Annotated in this window: 14 protein-coding genes; 12 read left to right on the top strand and 2 right to left on the bottom strand. The window is 74.1% G+C overall.

The annotated features are described in order from the left end of the window. Positions 1–128 precede the first annotated feature (128 nt). Genes ACME2J_RS00080 through ACME2J_RS00135 form a run of 12 tightly spaced genes read left to right on the top strand, consistent with a single transcriptional unit; the run spans position 129 to position 13,688 of the window. Entirely contained in the window at positions 129–806 is a 678-nt protein-coding gene (locus ACME2J_RS00080; RefSeq protein WP_495542812.1) for a TetR/AcrR family transcriptional regulator, read from the top strand. Next, positions 803–1,684, top strand: coding sequence for an MlaE family ABC transporter permease (locus ACME2J_RS00085; protein ID WP_495542813.1), 882 nt, complete (start codon positions 803–805; stop codon positions 1,682–1,684). Before ACME2J_RS00080 ends, ACME2J_RS00085 begins: the two co-directional genes overlap by 4 nt. Continuing rightward, a complete protein-coding gene (locus ACME2J_RS00090; protein WP_495542814.1) occupies positions 1,684–2,484 on the top strand; it encodes an MlaE family ABC transporter permease in 801 nt (266 codons plus the stop codon). The genes ACME2J_RS00085 and ACME2J_RS00090 overlap by 1 nt, the downstream gene beginning before the upstream one ends. Beyond that, positions 2,481–3,800 carry an MlaD family protein gene (locus tag ACME2J_RS00095; protein ID WP_495542815.1) on the top strand — a complete coding sequence of 440 codons (1,320 nt, stop codon included), beginning with the start codon at positions 2,481–2,483 and terminating at the stop codon, positions 3,798–3,800. The genes ACME2J_RS00090 and ACME2J_RS00095 overlap by 4 nt, the downstream gene beginning before the upstream one ends. Beyond that, a complete protein-coding gene (locus ACME2J_RS00100) occupies positions 3,797–5,206 on the top strand; it encodes an MlaD family protein (RefSeq protein ID WP_495542816.1) in 1,410 nt (469 codons plus the stop codon). The genes ACME2J_RS00095 and ACME2J_RS00100 overlap by 4 nt, the downstream gene beginning before the upstream one ends. Next, the gene (locus ACME2J_RS00105; protein ID WP_495542817.1) at positions 5,203–6,501 is read left to right on the top strand and encodes an MlaD family protein; all 1,299 of its coding nucleotides are present in this window, start codon (positions 5,203–5,205) and stop codon (positions 6,499–6,501) included. The genes ACME2J_RS00100 and ACME2J_RS00105 overlap by 4 nt, the downstream gene beginning before the upstream one ends. Continuing rightward, positions 6,498–7,820, top strand: coding sequence for an MlaD family protein (locus ACME2J_RS00110; RefSeq protein ID WP_495542818.1), 1,323 nt, complete (start codon positions 6,498–6,500; stop codon positions 7,818–7,820). Before ACME2J_RS00105 ends, ACME2J_RS00110 begins: the two co-directional genes overlap by 4 nt. Next, on the top strand, positions 7,817–9,082 hold the full coding sequence (locus ACME2J_RS00115) for an MlaD family protein (RefSeq protein ID WP_495542819.1): 1,266 nt from the start codon (positions 7,817–7,819) through the stop codon (positions 9,080–9,082). Before ACME2J_RS00110 ends, ACME2J_RS00115 begins: the two co-directional genes overlap by 4 nt. A gap of 38 nt (positions 9,083–9,120) precedes the next feature. Then, positions 9,121–10,413 carry an MlaD family protein gene (locus ACME2J_RS00120; RefSeq protein WP_495542820.1) on the top strand — a complete coding sequence of 431 codons (1,293 nt, stop codon included), beginning with the start codon at positions 9,121–9,123 and terminating at the stop codon, positions 10,411–10,413. A gap of 42 nt (positions 10,414–10,455) precedes the next feature. Continuing rightward, a complete protein-coding gene (locus ACME2J_RS00125; RefSeq protein ID WP_495542821.1) occupies positions 10,456–11,646 on the top strand; it encodes an acyl-CoA dehydrogenase family protein in 1,191 nt (396 codons plus the stop codon). Between the two features lie 3 nt (positions 11,647–11,649). Beyond that, complete coding sequence (locus ACME2J_RS00130) at positions 11,650–12,513, top strand: SDR family oxidoreductase (protein WP_495542822.1); 864 nt, start codon at positions 11,650–11,652, stop codon at positions 12,511–12,513. Beyond that, on the top strand, positions 12,510–13,688 hold the full coding sequence (locus tag ACME2J_RS00135; RefSeq protein ID WP_495542823.1) for an acyl-CoA dehydrogenase family protein: 1,179 nt from the start codon (positions 12,510–12,512) through the stop codon (positions 13,686–13,688). Before ACME2J_RS00130 ends, ACME2J_RS00135 begins: the two co-directional genes overlap by 4 nt. Positions 13,689–13,746: 58 nt before the next feature. Here the strand turns inward: ACME2J_RS00135 and ACME2J_RS00140 are convergent, their stop codons facing one another. Beyond that, a complete protein-coding gene (locus tag ACME2J_RS00140; RefSeq protein WP_495542824.1) occupies positions 13,747–15,690 on the bottom strand; it encodes an acetyl/propionyl/methylcrotonyl-CoA carboxylase subunit alpha in 1,944 nt (647 codons plus the stop codon). Positions 15,691–15,701: 11 nt separating this feature from the next. Then, complete coding sequence (locus tag ACME2J_RS00145; protein ID WP_495542825.1) at positions 15,702–17,312, bottom strand: acyl-CoA carboxylase subunit beta; 1,611 nt, start codon at positions 17,310–17,312, stop codon at positions 15,702–15,704. Positions 17,313–17,372: the final 60 nt, after the last annotated feature.

The raw sequence follows: 17,372 nt of genomic DNA on the forward strand, positions 1-17,372 counted from the left end.
GGGCACGACGCACCCTTCCGGCGCGCGGGGTGCGGCTGCCGCGCGCGCCGGGCCCGACCGCCCTGCCGTGATGGCTGACATATAACAGCTACTTGCATCTCGCTAGTAAGGCGGTTACGTTCGTCTGCGTGAGGGGAGGCCGCCAGCAGATGGCGTCGGGGTCGGCTCGTCGCGTCCGGCTCGCGCCGGACGAGCGACGGGAGCAGATCCTCGAGGCCGCGTCGAGGGTCCTCGGGTACCGGCCCGTCGACACGGTGTCGCTCGACGACATCGCCGCGGAGGCGGGCGTCACGCGAGCGCTCATCAGCCACCACTTCAAGACGAAGCGCGAGCTCTACCTCGAGACCGTGCGCCGCGCCGTCTCCGTCGTCGAGGTCGTCGTCCCCCCGTACGTCCACGGGGCGACCCCCGAGGATCGGCTGCGCACCGCGGTCTCGCTCCTCCTCGACGACATCGAGCGCACTCCGGACGTGTGGTTCGCGGCGCTCCGCAGCGGTGGGATGGGCGACGTCGAGGTCCACGAGATCATGGACGAGGCCCGTGGCGAGGCCGTCCGGCAGCTCGTCAACGTGCTCGGCCTCGGGCCGGTGCACGAGCTGGCAGACGACGAGCTCGCCGTGCTGCACGGGTGGGAGGCCTTCACCGAGACCCTCGTCGCCCAGAGCGTCATCCACGGGCGCCTCACGCGCGAGGACGTCATCGAGCCCGTCATCGACCTCGGCCTGCGCTGCATGGAGCGGATCCTGCTCGCGCGTGCGGGCGGTCCCGGTGTGACGGCGAAGCTCGTCGGCGGAGGCGCGCCGTGAACGCGGCCTCCGCATCGGGAACCCACCCCCGCAGCGCGCCGCCGGCGCTTCCGGGCGGCCCGGCCGACACCGCCGCTCGGCCCGGCCGCGGGGTCGCGAACCGGCTGCGCGAGGCCTTCGGTGAGCTCGGCGCGATGCTCGCCCTCGCGGCGCGCATCCCGCAGCTCGCGATCCGCGACACGCAGGCGTGGCGAGGCGAGTTCATCGCGCAGTCGCTCATCATCGTCCGCCGCTGCACGCTGCCGCTCATCCTCTCGGTGTTCGCGTTCGGGTTCGGGACGATCGGCGTGCAGGCGGGGCTCGTGCTCGACTCGCTCGGCGCATCCGACCGCACCGGCGCGATCTTCGTCGTCGGCGCGGTGCGCGAGCTCGCGACGTGGGCGACCGCGATGATCGTCGCCGGCGTCGCCGGGACCGCGGTCACCGCCGACCTCGGGGCGCGGAAGGTCCGCGAGGAGCTCGACGCGATGAGCGTCCTCGGCGTCGACACCGTGCGCCACCTCGTCGTGCCGCGCGTCCTCGCGTTCGTCGTCATCACGCCGCTGCTCAACCTCGTCGCGGTGATGTTCATCCTGCTCTCGGGCATCCTCGCGACCCTCGCCCTCTACGACACGACGGTCGCGGCCTTCACCGCGACCCTGAAGGCGAACTTCGCGGTCGCCGAGCTCCTCAGCGCAGTGCTGAAGACGGTCGCGTTCGGGCTCATCATCGGCGTCGTCTCCTGCTACAAGGGCCTGCACACGCGCGGCGGGCCGGTCGGCGTCGGCCGCGCCGTCAACCAGGCCGTCGTCATCGCCTTCGCGACGCTCTGGGTGTTCAACTACGCCTGGACGTCGCTGCTCCTCGCCTCGTTCCCGAGCCTCCTGGAGACGCGCTGATGGCGGGCACGCGAGCACGCGATCACGTCGACGAGCTCGTCGTCGAGGTCGGCGACGTCGCGACCTTCTCCGGTCAGGCGTTCCGCGCGCTGCGCAAGGTCCCGCGGTACTCGAGCGAGGTCTTCCGCCAGGCCGCGCTCCTCCTCACGGGCTCGACGCTCGTCATCGTCGCGATGCAGTTCGTCATCGGCGGCGAGTGCGGGCTCTTCACGGCCTACCAGTCGCGGACGTTCGGCGCCTCGGGTGCCACGGGTCTCTTCACGCTCATCTGCGACCAGCGGGAGATGTTCCCGTACATGTTCGGGTACATCCTCGCCGCGAAGGTCTCGTGCGGCCTCGTCGCCGAGATCGGCGCGATGCGGATCTCCGACGAGATCGACGGCCTCGAGGTCATGGGCGTCAGCTCGATGGTCTACATCGTCGCGACGCGCCTCGCCGCGGCGCTCGTCGCGCTCCCGGTCATCTACGTCCTCTCCGTCGCGGTCGGGACGCTCGGGTCGTACTCCGTCGTCGTCTTCCAGGTCGGCGACATCTCCGCCGGTGCGTGGTCGGCGGGTCACTTCGGCCCGGCCCACGGGCTCGACGAGGACCTCTTCAGCCTCCTCAAGGCGATGTGCATCGGGATCCCGATCGTCCTCACGGGCATCTACTACGGGTTCCGCGCCAGCGGGGGGCCGGTGGGCGTCGGCACGGCGACCGCGCGCTCGATGGTCGTCAACCTCGTGCTCATCCACGCGATCGGCGGGACGATGAGCCTCCTCATCTGGGGCACCGACTCGAGGATCCCGATCGGCGGATGACGATCGCGACGCCTCTCCTCGTCCGCGCGCTCATGGTGGCCCTCGCCGTCGTCGCGCTGGCCGTCCTGGCGCTCGCGGTGACGGGCGGCGACGGCGACGACCGCGTCCTCGTCGCGCGCTTCGCCGCCGCGACGAACCTGGTCGACGGCGCGAACGTCACCGCCGGCGGCCGTCCCGTGGGCCGCGTCGACGCCGTCCGCTTCGCCGACGGCCAGGCCGAGGTCGAGATGCGCATCACCGACGACGCGGTGTGGCCGCTCCCCGAGGGGACGACCGCGCAGGTGCGGTTCGGCGGCACCGTGTCGTACTCGAACCGGTACGTCGAGCTGCGCCCGGGGCCGGCCGACGCGGCCGCCCTGGATTCGGGGGCGCGACTCCCGTCCGCGGACGCGCTTTCCGCCGTCGAGATCGACGAGGTCGTCGACATGTTCGACCGCCCGACGCGCGACGAGCTCGGCCGGCTCGTCGACTCCTCCGCCCGCACGCTGGGCTCGCGCGGGCGGACGCTCGCGCGCGGCCTCGAGCGCACGGGGCCGGCGGCGTCGGCCGCGGCGGACCTCCTCGGCGAGCTCGGTGACGACCCGGACGCCCTCACGATCCTCGCGCGCGAGGGTGCGCGCACCGCCGGCGCGCTGCGCGGCGGGGCGGACGACCTCGTCGCCGTCGCGCAGGACGCCGGAGCGACGTTCGCCGAGGTCGCGCGCGCGTCCGACGGCGTCGCGCAGACGCTGCGCCAGGCCCCGGCGACGTTCGACGCCGCCCGCGGGACGCTGCAGCGCCTCGACCCGACGCTCGGCCGCCTCGACGCCGTCGCCGCGGACCTCGCCCCGGGGGCGGAGCAGCTGCGGCGGCTCACCGGGCCGGCGTCGAGCGCGCTGCGCACGCTCGACGACGTCGCGCCGCGCCTGCGCACGACGCTCCGCACGGTGGAGCGCGCCGCGCCCGGGCTCACGGGGCTCCTCGACGCGGCCCGCCCGGTCCTCGACGACGCGAAGCCCGCTCTCGAGCAGCTGCAGCCGATGCTCGCCTGCCTGCGCCCCTACGCGCCGCAGATCGCGCACTTCGGCACGAACTGGGGCGGCGCGACCGGGCACTACGACGCCGTCGGCCACGTCGGGTACGTCGCCGTCACCGAGCAGCCGCTCCCGGACCTCACTCCGCTCACGCCCGCGCAGGCGGCCGCGACGATCCCCGGGCTCGGGTACCGCTATCTCCGGCCGCCGGGCTACAACGCGGGCGACGACTGGTTCCAGCCGCAGTGCGGGGTCGGGCCCGAGGTCTTCGATCCGAAGGCCGACCCGGAGGTGACGGGGTGAGGCGGCTGCTTCCGCCCGTGATCCTCGCCGGCCTGCTCGTCGCCGCGATCGTCGTGGTCGCGAGCATGACCGCCGGTGACGACGACCTCCGCGTCTGGGTCGACCTGCCGGACGCCGCCGGCCTGCGCGAGGGCTCCCAGGTGAAGGTCGGCGGCGTCGCCGTCGGCACGGTCGACCGGCTCGAGGTGACGGCCCGCGACACGGCGCGTGCGCGGCTGCGGGTCGAGAGCGCGCGCACCGCGATCGGCCGCGACGCGGAGGTGTGGGTCCGGCCGGCGAACCTCCTCGGCGAGAAGTACGTCGACCTGCGCCCGGGTGACCGGCGGGCCCCGCTCGCCGACGGCGCGACGATCGCCGCCGAGCGCGTGAAGCTGCCGGTCGAGGTGGACCAGATCCTCCAGGTCCTCGGCCCCGCGACGCGGGACCGGCTCGCGCTGCTCCTCCGCGAGGCCGGTCTCGCGCTCGAGGGCAACGGGAAGGACCTCGCGCGCACGGTGGCGGCGCTGCCACCGTCGGCCGAGGACGTCAACGCGCTCTTCGACGAGGTGACGGCCGACACGCGCCGTCTCGAGTCGCTGCTCGACCGGGCCTCCCGAGTCGTCTCCGCCGCCGCACCGGCGCGCGAGGACCTCGCGCGACTCGTCGACCGCACGGCGCGCGTGCTGAGGACGACCGGCGATCGGCGCGCGAAGCTCGACGCGACGCTCGCGCAGGCGCCGTCGACGCTCGTCGCGCTTCGGGCGACCCTCCGAGAGCTCGACAGCGCCGCCGCCGCCCTGCGCCCCGCGGCCCGCGGCCTCGAGCGAACGGGCCCCGCGCTCACGGAGACCCTCGACGCCCTCCCGTCCTTCGCCGCCGTCGCCGATGGCGCGTTCGACGACCTCAGGGAGTCCTCCCCGGCGCTCGTGCGCGTCGCGCGCGACGTCGGGCCGCTCGCGAGCCGCCTGCGGCCGACGGCGCACGAGCTGCGCGGCGCGTCCGCCGAGAGCGAGCGCGTCACCGCGAGCCTCGACCGCGCGGCGCCGGACCTGCTCGGCCTCGTCCAGGCTTGGACCCTGGCGATCCAGAACCGGGACGGGCTCGGCCATCTCTTCCGGCTCACGCCCGGCGTGAGCGCCGACATGATCAGCGTCATCGGCGACTACCTCGTGAGCGGTGCGACGCAGCAGAAGACGGCGCCCGCTCGCAAGGCGCCGGAGCCCGCATCGACGAAGCCCGGCCCCCGTCCGCAGAAGCCGTCCACGGGTGTCGAGAAGGCGCCCGCCGCGACGCCGCGGCCGGTCCTGCCCGGACCCGTCGGGCCCATCGTCGACGGGCTCCTCGACGAGCTCCCGACGCGCGACACGCCGCCGGCGTCCCCCGACCCCGACCCCGCCTCCGGGCTCCTCGACTTCCTCCTCGGATGATGCGCGCCACCCGCACCCCGCGAGCCCGCCGCTCCGTCGATCCGACGACCCGGCCTCTCTTCGTCGCCCTCGGCGTCGCCGCGACGCTCGCCGCGCTCGCCGCGCTCGTCGTCGCCTTCCGCGCGCCGACGACAGGGGTCCCGCTCGCCTCCCACTACGAGCTCGAGCTCGAGGTCGAGAGCCTCGAGAACCTCGGCGAGAAGGGCGCCGACGTGCGGATCGCGGGCAAGCGCGTGGGGCAGACGACGAACGGGCGGCTCGTCGACGGCGTCCCGACCGTCACGCTGCGCCTCGACGGTGACGCCGGTCCGCTCTCGGCGGACACGCGGGCGCGGATCCGCCTCCGCGGCCTCCTCGGCGCGCAGTACGTCCAGCTCATCCCCGGTCGCAGCACCGAGGTCCTCGGCAGCGGCGCGACGATCCCCCGGGAGCAGAGCTCGGCCATCGTCCAGCTCGGCGACGTCCTCGAGACGTTCGACCCCGAGACGCGGCGGGCGCTCGGGCGGAGCGTGCGCGGCCTCGGGGGTGGCCTGGCCGGCCGCGGGGCGGGGCTGGGCGAGGCGCTCGACGCCGCGCCGGCGACGCTCCGCGACTTCTCGCGGGCCGTCCGGCCGCTCCTGCACCGCACGGGGGCGACGCGCAGGTTCGTCGCCGGGACGGAGAGCTTCGCCGCCGCGCTCGAGCCCGTCCGCGGCGACCTCGCGCCGGGGGTACGCTCGGTGACGCGCGTGATGGACGCCGTCCTCGACGAGCACGACGCGCTCGGGCGGACACTCGACGCCCTCCCCGGCACGCTCCGCGACCTCCGCGACGCGTCGACTCGGATCACGCCGGCGCTCGCCGCGGCGACGCGCTTCGCGACGACGACCGCGGCGTTCACCCGCGTCGCGCCCGCCGGTCTGCGCGCGACGACGCAGCTCCTCGAGGACGGCCGGGCTCCGCTGCGACGGCTCGACCCGCTGCTCGCCGCCGTCCGTGAGACGACGTCCCCGCTCACCCGGGCGGCGAAGGCGACGCGGGCGGTCCTCGGTCCGGTCGATGCGAACCTCGAGCCCGCGCGGAGCCTCCTGCGCGACATCGGGACCAGAGACTGCCGCATCGAGGCGTTCTTCCGCAACTGGCGCAGCATGCTCGGCTACGCGACGCGCGGCTCGAACGGGAGCCTCGGGCCGAACACGATGATCCGGCTCGTGCTCTACCCGCCCGTCGTCGCCTTCCCCGGCGAGAAGGGGCCCTTCGGACCACTCCCGACGAGGAACCCGACCGACCACTCCTGCCCCGGAGGTGCACGGTGAGCGGGGCCCGACATCTCGGCGCGGCGGCGCGGCGCCGGCGCCACCGGGTCCTCGGGACGGCCATCCTCGCCGCCGTCCCGCTCGTCCTGTTCATCGCGGTCAGCGGCTCGGTGCCGCTCCTCGGCGGCGACGGCGGCCGGCGCCTCAGCGTCGTCCTCCAGGAGGCACGCCAGGTGTTCGACACGACGCCGGTCCGCGTCGCCGGGGTCGAGGTCGGACGCGTCGAGAGCGTCGAGCCGGTCGACGGCGGGCGGGCGTCGCGCGTGACGTTCGAGGTCACCGACGACGGCGTCGACCTCCGCGAGGGCGCGACCGCCTCCCTGCGCTTCCGCACCCTCCTCGGAGGACGCATGCAGCTCATCCTCGATCCGGGCTCCCCGCTGCGGCCTCCGCTGCGCGGGAATGAGGTGGAACCGGGGGACCCGCCGGCCCAGACCGAGGTCGACGACGTCCTCGCCATCTACGACCCGCCGACGCGCGAGGCGCAGCGCCGCGTCCTGCGCGAGCTGCCCGAGGTCCTCGACGGCCCGGCAGCGGGACGTCTCGTCGACGCGCTGCCGGAGACCCTGCGGGACTCGCCGACCGGCTTCCGCGCGCTCTTGGGGGAGCGTCCCGGCGACGTCCGGCGCCTCGTCGACGGCGCTGCGCGCGTCGTCCGGGGGACCGGGCGCTCCTCGGAGGCGCTCGGGCGCCTCGTCGGCGGCGCCGCGCGGACGTTCGGGGCGACCGCCGCGGCCGGCCCGGCGCTGCGCTCCACGTTCCGCGTCACCCCGTCGGCACTCGCCGCGACCCGGGCCGCCACGCACGAGGTCGACGCGACCCTGCCGGCGCTCGACGCGGTCCTCGACGACGTCGCGCCCGTCGCGTCCGCCGTCGCGCCGACCGCGAGGGCCGCGCGGCCGGCCGTGCGCGAGCTCAACCTCCTCCTCCGCGACGCGCGCCCGCTCACCGCCGACCTCGAGCGCGCCGTCGACCGCGTCGCCGCCGCGGCGGGGCCCGGGCGCGAGCTCCTCGAGCGGCTCGCGCCCACGGTGCGACGCACGCGCACCGAGATCCTGCCCCTCCTCGCGAAGGTGGAGGAGGGCTCGAAGCGCCCGACCTATCAGCTGGTCGGCCCCACGCTCGAGGCGCTGACCGCGTTCACGGCCCGCTACGCGCCCTGGGGGCACTTCGCGACGTTCGGCCCGCAGGCGGGACCCAACTCGAACGGCCTGTTGCCCTGCAACCTCTTCATCTCCGACCCGACCGAGAGCCAGCTCGCGAAGTGCGACGGCCTCGAGGACGCCATCGGCGCGATCCTCGGAGGTGGCGGACGATGAGCGCGCGGATGCGACTCGAGCTCCGCCGGGCGGCCGTGCCCTTCGCCGTCGTCGTCCTCGGGATCGTCGCCGCGATCGTGGCGGGCTACTCGATCGTGTCGCGCACGAACGTCGCGGCCAACGACGGCGACCGCCAGGTGCTCCGCGTCGCGGCCGACGACGTCCAGGGCGTCGTGCCCGGCCGCAACGAGGTGCGGTGGGCAGGCGTCGTCGTCGGTCGCATCGCCGACGTCGAGCTCGAGGGACGGCGCGCCGTCCTCACCCTCGAGGTCGATCGCGACGAGGCGGGCGGCCGGAGCATCCACCGCGACGCGCGGTTCTCGCTGCGCCCGCAGACCCTCCTGCAGGACATGTACCTCGACGTCGAGAGCTCGGGGACGGCCGCCGCGGGCGAGGCGACGGAGGCGGAGATCCTCGACGCGGAGCGCACGAGGACGCCGGTCGCGGTCGCCGACGTGCTCAACGTCTTCGACGAGCCGGTCGCCGACCGGATGCGCTCGCTCGTCGCCGAGCTCTCGGTGGGGCTCGACGACCGCGGCGCGGAGCTGCGCGAGGGCCTCGCCGCGTTCGTGCCTCTCCTGCGCTCGCAGCAGCGGCTCGTCGAGGCGATCGCCGAGCGCCGGAAGGTCGTCGCGCGCCTCGTCCGCGAGAGCGGACTCCTCGTCGAGGAGCTCGGCCGCCGGGAGGACATGGTCACGACGCTCGTCGACGCCGGGGCGGACACGTTCACGGCGACCGGGGCCCGCGCTGCGGAGCTGCGCCGGACGATCAGCGAGCTCCCGGGAACGATGCGGGCGCTCGAGTCCTCGATGACCGGGCTGCGCGGCGCCGCGGACGACCTGCGACCGGCGCTCGCGGCCCTGCGGCCGGCGATCGGCGAGCTCCCCGACGCTCTGGCCTCGGTGCGTGAGCTCTCGGGCACGGCGACGCCGGCGCTGCGCGAGGCGCGCCCGCCGGTGCGGCGGCTGCGCCCGGTCGCCCGTGACCTCGTGCCTGTCGCCGACGACCTCGGCGTCACGTTCGAGAGGCTGTCGCCGCAGGCCCCGCGTCTCGAACGCGTCACCGCCGCGCTCATGCGCTGCGAGCGGTACATCCCGAAGTTCTTCGCGTGGACGGTCTCGATCTTCAAGTGGGGCGGCGTGGCGAACCGCGACGCCTCGGCCCGCGGAGACGCCGTCGTCACGCCCAGCATGCTCGGCGGCACGAAGGACCCGAACCTCGTTCCGGTTGTCGGCTGCGCGGACGGGGAGACGCCCGAATGAGACGACGCCGGTCCCACCTCGGAGGCGGTGCCGTCCTGGTGCTCTTCGCGATCGCGTGCCTGGGCTGCTTCGTCTTCCTCTTCGACCTCGCGGGCGGCCTCGGCCGACCTGGAGCTGAGCGCTATCAGGCCGTCGTCCGCGATGCCGTGCTCCTCGCCGACCGGGCGGACGTCCGCATCGCGGGCGTGACGAAGGGACGCGTCGAGAAGCTCGCGGTGCGCCGCGGCCACGCCGTCCTCGAGCTGTCGATCGACGACGACGTCGCGATCCATCGCGACGCGACCGTCCGCATCGGCACGAAGACGCCGACCGGTGAGAACTACGTCGACCTCGTCCCGGGAACGACCTCCGCGCCGCGCCTCGCGCCCGGGGAGACCCTCGGCGTGAGCCGCGCCCGCGAGGCGGTCCAGCTCGACGAGATCCTCTCCGAGTTCGACGAGCCACGGCGGCGGCGCGTCCGCCGCCTCCTGCGCGGGATCGCCACCGGCGTGAAGGACGGCGGCGGGGGTCTCAACGAGACGCTCGAGGGGCTCTCGGACCTCTTCGTGAAGGCCGGGCCGCTCGCCGAGACGCTCGCGGCGCAGCGCGAGCAGGTCGCCGGCCTCGTCGACGACCTCGGTGCGACGTTCGCCGCCCTCGGGGAGCGCGACGGCGCCGTGCGGGCGCTCGTCCACGAGGGCAGGCGGGCCGCCGATGCGGTCGCGGCGGAGGACGAGGCGCTGCGCGCGACGCTTCGCCGACTCCCGACGACCCTCGAGCAGGCGCGCTCGACCGCGACGACGCTCGGCGCGGTCGGGTCGCGGATCACGCCGGTCCTCGACGACCTGCGCGCGACGATCGGCGGCCTCACGCCGACCGTCGCCCGCCTTCCGGTGACAGCCCGCAGGACGCAGGGGGCGCTCGACGCGCTCTCCGACGCGACGCCTCCCGCCGTTCGCGCGCTCGCGGCGACGCGCCGGACGGCGCCCGGGCTCACCGCGCTCGCCGAGCCTCTCGACGACGCGCTGCGCGAGACCCTGCCGATGCTCGAGTACAACGCTCCCTACGGCGAGGATCTGGCCCGCGGGTTCTCCAACATCGGCGCGATCGCCCAGGAGCGCGACGAGGTGAGCCACTTCGTGCGGCTCACGGCCGTCATCACCGAGGGGCTCTACCAGGCCCTCCCGGTGTCTGCGCAGAACGTCGTCGACGACCTCACGAAGGTGGGTGCGCTCCGTCTCGTGAACTCGGAGTTCAACGCCTCTCCGCGACCGGGGATCCCCTTCGGCCGCTCGCCGGACGACGCGGAGAGCTTCCGGCGGCTCGAGCGAGCCGATCAATCGCTCCCATAACAGTTACTGGCGTTACGCCAGTAACTGCTATACGATCGTGGAATGAGCACGACTGCCGAGCCCACGGCCACCCTCGACCTCGTCCCGTCCGACGAGGAGACCGCGATCCGCGAGTCCGTCCGGAAGATCCTCGCCGGCTTCGGGCCGCGCTACGCACGCGAGTGCTACGACCGCGGCGAGCCGCCGACGGCTGCCTGGGCGGCGCTCGGCGAGGCCGGGTTCACCGGGATCAACGTCCCCGAAGAGTGGGGTGGCGGCGGCCTGGGGATGCGCGGCCTGCTCATCGTCCTCGAGGAGGCCGCCGCGCAGGGACTGTCCTCCCTCATGATGGTCGTCTCCTCGGCGATCGCGGGCACGGTCCTCGAGCGCCACGGCTCCGAGGAGCAGAAGGAGCGTTGGCTGCGCGGAATCGGGACGGGCAGCACGCGGCTCGCGTTCTCGATCACCGAGCCCGACGCGGGGACCAACACGCACGAGATCCGCACCGAGCTGCGGCGGGACGGCGACCGATACCGCCTCAACGGCCAGAAGTACTACATCTCCGGCGTCGAGGACGCCGACGCGATCCTCTGCATCGCGCGGATGCGCCGCGCCGACGGCACCCTCGGCAAGCCGACGCTCTGCATCGTCGACGTCGACGCCCCCGGCCTCACGCGCGAGGAGATCCCGCTGCCCTACCTGGGCGCCGACCGGCAGTGGACGATCTTCTACGACGACGTCGAGATCACCGAGGACCGCATCGTCGGCGGGGAAGAGGCGGGCCTCGCCGTCGTGTTCGACGGCCTCAACCCCGAGCGCATCGCCGTCGCCGCGGTTGGAGCCGGCATCGGCCGGCTCGCTCTCGAGAAGGCGACCGCGTACGCCAACGAGCGCGAGGTGTGGGGCACGCCGATCGGCGCCCACCAGGGCATCTCCCACCCGCTCGCGAAGGCGCGCATCGAGCTCGAGCTCTCGCGGCTCATGAACCAGAAGGCCGCCGCGCTCTTCGACGCCCGGGTGTCGGGGCAGGTCGTCGGGGAGGCCGCGAACATGGCGAAGTACTCCGCCGGCGAGGCGGTCGTGCACTGCGTCGACGCGGCGATCCAGACGCACGGCGGCAACGGCCTCGCCCTCGAGTACGGGGTCTCGGACATGTGGTGGATGGCGAGGGTGCTGCGCATCGCGCCGGTGAGCGCGGAGATGATCCTCAACCACGTCGCCCAGCACACGCTCGGCCTCCCGAAGAGCTACTGAGCGATGGCGACGCCGAACGGCGGCGGCCCCGCGAGGCCGCGCGTCCTCGCGGCGGGCTGCCTCGAGGGGCAGGTCGCGGTCGTCTCGGGCGGCGGCTCGGGCATCGGGCGCGCGACCGTCCTCGAGCTCGCGCGGCTGGGGGCGACGGTCGTCACCTGCGGGCGGCGCCTCGAGCCGCTCGAGGAGACCGCCGCCCTCGCGCAGGGCGCCGTCGACCCCGTCGTGTGCGACATCCGCGAGGAGGACGAGGTCGATGCGCTCGTCGACGGCGCGCTCTCGCGCCACGGGCGCATCGACATCCTCGTCAACAACGCCGGAGGCCAGTTCCTCTGTCCCGCGGAGGACATCACCCCGAAGGGCTTCCGCACGGTCGTGCGGCTCAACCTCGAGGGCACGTGGCTCATGACCCACGCGGTCGCGACGAAGGCGTTCATCCCCTCGGGGAACGGGGGCAGGGTCGTGAGCGTCACGCTCACGCCGCACACCGGTCTCGCGGGGATGGCGCACTCGTCCGCCGCGCGCGCCGGCGTCGAGAACCTCATGAAGGTCCTCGCGATCGAGTGGGCGAGATACGGGATCAACCTCGTCGCCGTCGCCCCGGGGGTCGTCGAGACGGACACGTTCCTCACGAAGTACCCCGCGGACTTCCGCGAGCACCACGTGCGGAGCCTGCTCGCCGACGAGCTCACGCAGCCCGAGGACCTCGCCGAGACGATCGCGTTCGTCGTCTCGCCGGCGGGCCGGGCGATCAGCGGGTCCGTCATCAACGTCGACCACGGGCACGACGTCTCGCAGCACGCCTTCCCGCCGCGGGAGATCGCGACCCAGTCGGGGCAGATCCCGCGCGAAGCGCGACGGGACGCATGACCACCGTCCACCGCCCCGATCACGCCGCGGCGCGGCGCGGGCTCTTCTTCACCGACGAGCACGACGACCTCCGCGAGAGCATCCGGCGCTTCGTCGACGGCGAGATCCGCCCGCACGTCCGCGAGTGGGAGGAGACGACGTTCCCCGACGAGCTGCTGCGCCGCATGGGCGAGCTCGGCTTCCTCGGCCTCCGGGTGCCCGAGTGCTACGGCGGTCAGGGCGGCGACCTCTTCGCGAGCATCGTCCTCGCCGAGGAGGTCCGCCGCTGCGGCTCGGAGGGCATCGCGATCGGCATCCTCGTGCAGACCGATCTCGCGATGCCGCCGATCCTCGAGTTCGGCAGCGAGGAGCAGAAGCGGGAGTGGCTCGTGCCGGCCGTCCGCGGCGAGAAGATCCTCTGCCTCGGGATCACCGAGCCCGATGCGGGGTCCGACGTCGCGGGGATCCGGACGACCGCCGTCCGCGACGGCGACGAGTGGGTCATCAACGGCTCGAAGACCTACATCACCAACGGCTACCGCGCCGACGTCATCGTGCTCGTGGCGAAGACCGATGCCTCGGCCGGGCACGACGGCATCTCGCTCTTCCTCGTCCCCATGGACGTGCCCGGCGTCGTCCGCGAGGAGAAGCTCGACAAGCTCGGCCTGCGGGCGTCGGACACCGCGCTCCTCGCCTTCCAGGACGTGCGGGTCCCCGCCGACGCGCTGCTCGGCGAGGAGGGCAAGGGCTTCTTCCACATCGGCTGGCAGCTCCAGGGCGAGCGGCTCGTCGGCGCGGCCGGGGCCGTCGGCTTCGCGCAGACGATGTTCGACGTCACGCTCGAGTACGCCCAGGAGCGGCAGGCGTTCGGGCGGCCGATCGGGAAGTTCCAGGCGATCCGCCACAAGTTCGCGACGATGGCGACCGACATCGAGCTCGCGCGTCAGCTCGTGTACGTGACGGCGCGCCGCTTCGCCGACGGCGAGTACCCCGTCCGCGAGATCTCGATGTGCAAGCTCGCGGCGGCGCAGATGATGTTCCGCGTCGCCGACGAGTGCCTGCAGATCCACGGCGGCGCGGGCTACATCCGCGAGTACGACATCGAGCGCATGTGGCGCGACGCGCGGATCGGTCGCATCGGCGGCGGGACCGACGAGATCATGCTCGACATCATCGGCCGCTCCTACGGGCTGTAGGACGACGCGGCGGCCGGGCCCTGGCTCGTGAGGCCCGGCCGCCGCGTCGCCACCCCCGTCACTCGGCGGTCGCGACGCGGGCGAGCAGCTGCTCGCTCGCGACCTGCGCGCCCTCGTCGACGATCTCCTCGAGGGTGCCGTCGACGTCGGCGATGATCTCGTGCTCCATCTTCATCGCCTCGAGCACGACGAGCCGGTCGCCCTTGGCGACCGTCGCGCCGATGGCGGCGCCGACGGAGATCACCTTGCCGTGCATGGGGGCGACGAGGACGCCGGCGCCGGCGGCGGCGTCGAGGCCGGGCGGGAGCATCGCGAGGTCGCGCAGGTCGAGGTCGAGTCCGTCGAAGGCGCAGAGGATCCGCCCCGGCTCCGGCTCGACGAGCCGCAGGGCGATCTCCGTGCCGTCGACGACGGGGCGCTCGTCGCGCGGGATGAGGAGATGGGTCTCACCGCGGAGCGTGGCGACGACGCCGTCGCGGCTCTCGCGGATGACGACGACCGCCTCCTCGCCGCCGAGCTCGAGACGCTGGCGCCACTCGACGACGCCCGTGGACGACCAGCCGGCGATGCCGTGGGCGGTGGCGCTCGCCTCGGCCCGCCGGCGGGAGTACCGGACGGCGGCGATCGCGACGAGGTGCCGTGCGGAGGGCGTCGGGGGCTGGGGCGGGTGCTCGTCGAGATAGGCGGTCGTCGCCTCGCCGGCGGCGAACGCGGGCTCGCGGAGGGTCGCGACGAGCATCGCGCGGTTCGTCGTCGTCCCGAGGGCGGTCGTCCGCTCGAGCGTCCGCGCGAGCCGCGTGCGGGCCGCGTCCCGGTCGGGGCCGTGGGCGATGAGCTTCGCGATCATCGGGTCGTAGAACGGGGTGATCTCGCTGCCCTCGCGCACGCCGGTGTCGACGCGCACGCCCGGGCCCGACGGGGTCTCCCAGCGCCGCAGGCGACCGGTCGCGGGGAGGTAGTCGTTCGCCGGGTCCTCGGCGTAGAGCCGGGCCTCGATCGCGTGTCCGTCGAGCCGGACGTCCTCCTGGCGCAGAGCGAGGCGCTCGCCCGCCGCGATGCGCAGCTGCCACTCGACGAGGTCGAGGCCGGTCACCATCTCGGTGACGGGATGCTCCACCTGGAGTCGCGTGTTCATCTCGAGGAAGAAGAACTCGCCCTCCGGGGAGAGGAGGAACTCGACCGTGCCGGCGCCGACGTAGCCGACCGCGGCCGCGGCGGCGACGCCGGCTGCGCCCATGCGCGCGCGGAGCTCGTCGTCGACCGCCGGGCTCGGCGCCTCCTCGAGGACCTTCTGATGGCGGCGCTGGACAGAGCAGTCGCGCTCCCCGAGGTGGATGACGTGGCCATGGGCGTCGGCGAGGACCTGGATCTCGACGTGCCGGGGCCGGAGGACCGCGCGCTCGAGAAGCAGGAGGTCGGAGCCGAAGGCGGCGGCCGCCTCGCGGCGCGCGGCCGCGAGGGCACCGGGCAGGTCGGCGGGGTCGCCGACGAGCCGCATGCCCTTCCCGCCGCCGCCGGCGGCGGCCTTCACCATGAGCGGGTAGCCGATCTCCTCGGCCTCGCTCACGAGCCGCGCGTCGTCCTGGTCGTCGCCGTCGTAGCCGGGCACGACGGGGACGCCGGCGTCGCGCATGCGCTGCTTCGCCGCCGCCTTGTCGCCCATCTCGGCGATCGCCGACGGCGGGGGACCGACGAACGTGATGCCCGCCTCCGCGCACGCCGTCGCGAACGCGGCGTTCTCGGAGAGGAACCCGTAGCCGGGGTGGATCGCGCCGGCGCCGGTCGCGCGGGCGGCGTCGAGGATCCGGTCGACGACGAGGTAGGACTCGGCGGCGGCCGGCGGGCCGATCTCGACCGCGACGTCGCAGGCGGCGACGTGCGGAGCGTCCCGGTCGGCGGTCGAGTGGACGGCGACCGTGCGCAGACCGAGGTCGCGGGCGGTCCGCGCGACGCGGACCGCGATCTCGCCGCGGTTGGCGATGAGCAGGGTGTCGAAGCTCACGGGGTCTCTCCTCAGATGCGGCCGACGCCGAAGGACAGGGGACGGGGCTCGGTGACGTGGCACTCCGCGGCCATGCCGAGCGAGAAGCCGATCGCGTGCCGGGTGTCGCGCGGATCGAGGATGCCGTCGTCGCACTGTCGCCCGGAGCTCACGAACGCCGACTCCTGGGCCTCGTAGAGCGCGTGGATGCGGGCGGCGTAGGCGTCGAGCTGGGCCTCGTCGATCGGCTTGCCGCTCCTGGCGGCCTTCTCCGAGGCGACGATCCGCATCGTCCCGGCGGCCTGGGCGGCGCCCATGACGCCCATCCGCGCGTTCGGCCAGGCCATGATGAGCCGCGGGTCGTAGCCGGCGCCGCACATCCCGTAGTTGCCCGCGCCGAAGCTCGCGCCGATGAGATACGTGAACTTCGGCACGTCGGCGGTCGCGACCGCCTGGATCATCTTCGCGCCGTTCTTGATCATCCCGCCGCGCTCCGACGCCGTCCCGACCATGTAGCCGTTGATGTTCTGGAGGAAGACGAGCGGCAGGCCGAGCTGGGTGCAGCGGTGGATGAAGTGCGTCGCCTTCGCCGCGCCGGCATTGTCGATCGCGCCGTTGTTCGCGATGAACCCGCACGGGTGGCCGTGGACGGTGGCCTCGACGCAGACGGTCATCGGCCCGAAGCCCGGCTTGAACTCGAGGAGCTCGGAGCCGTCGGCGAGGCGGGCGAGGACCTCGCGGCAGTCGTAGGGTCGTTTCGTGTCGACCGGGACGACGCCGGCGAGCTCGTCGGGGTCGTAGACCGGCGGCTCGGAGGGGCCGCCGACCGACGGGCGCCCCTCGGTCCAGCGCAGTCCGGCGACGACGTCGCGGCAGATGCGCAGCGCGTCCTCGTCGTCCTCGGCGAGGTGCTCGACGAGGCCCGACACGGTGCTGTGCATGTCCATGCCGCCGAGGTCCTCGGCGGTGGCGACCTCGCCCGTCGCCGCCTTGAGGAGCGGGGGGCCGGCGAGGAAGGCGAACCCGCGGTCCTTCACCCCGATGACGACGTCCGACATGCCCGGGAAGTAGGCGCCGCCCGCGGTGCCCGACCCGTGCTGGACGGCGATGACGGGGACGCCGGCCGCGCTGAGCTTCGCCTGCATCCCGAACATCCGCCCGCCGCGGTGCCAGAACTCGACGCGGTAGGTGAGGAGGTTGCCGCCGGCGGACTCGACGAGGAGGACGAAGGGCATCCGGTTCTCGAGCGCGACCTCGGCGCCGCGGATGAACTTCTCGGAGCCGGGGGTCGTGAGCGCGCCGGCGTCGATGCCGCTGTCGTTGGCGACGACGACGCAGCGCGTGCCGGCGATGTAGCCGATGACGAGGATCAGCCCGCCGCCGGGGATCGTCCCGTCGCCGTCCGGCTCGTGCCCGGCCACCGACTGCAGCTCGAGGACGGGCGCGCCGGGGTCGAGGAGGGCGGCGAGTCTCTCGCGCGGCGAGAGCTGACCGCGCTCGTGGAAGCGCGGCGCCGAGGCGTCCGAGCGGTCGCGTGCCTGCGCTTCGAGGCCGCGCAGCTCGTCGACGAGCGCGAGCATCTCCTCGCGGTTGCGGCGGAAGTCGTCGCTGGAGGGGTCGATCTTCGAGCGGAAGGGAGGCATCGGGCGGGAACCCTACCTCGTGGACTGGCGAAGCGCCAGCAGTTGCTGTATCAATGTCCG

Source organism: Paraconexibacter sp., from assembly GCF_059438195.1.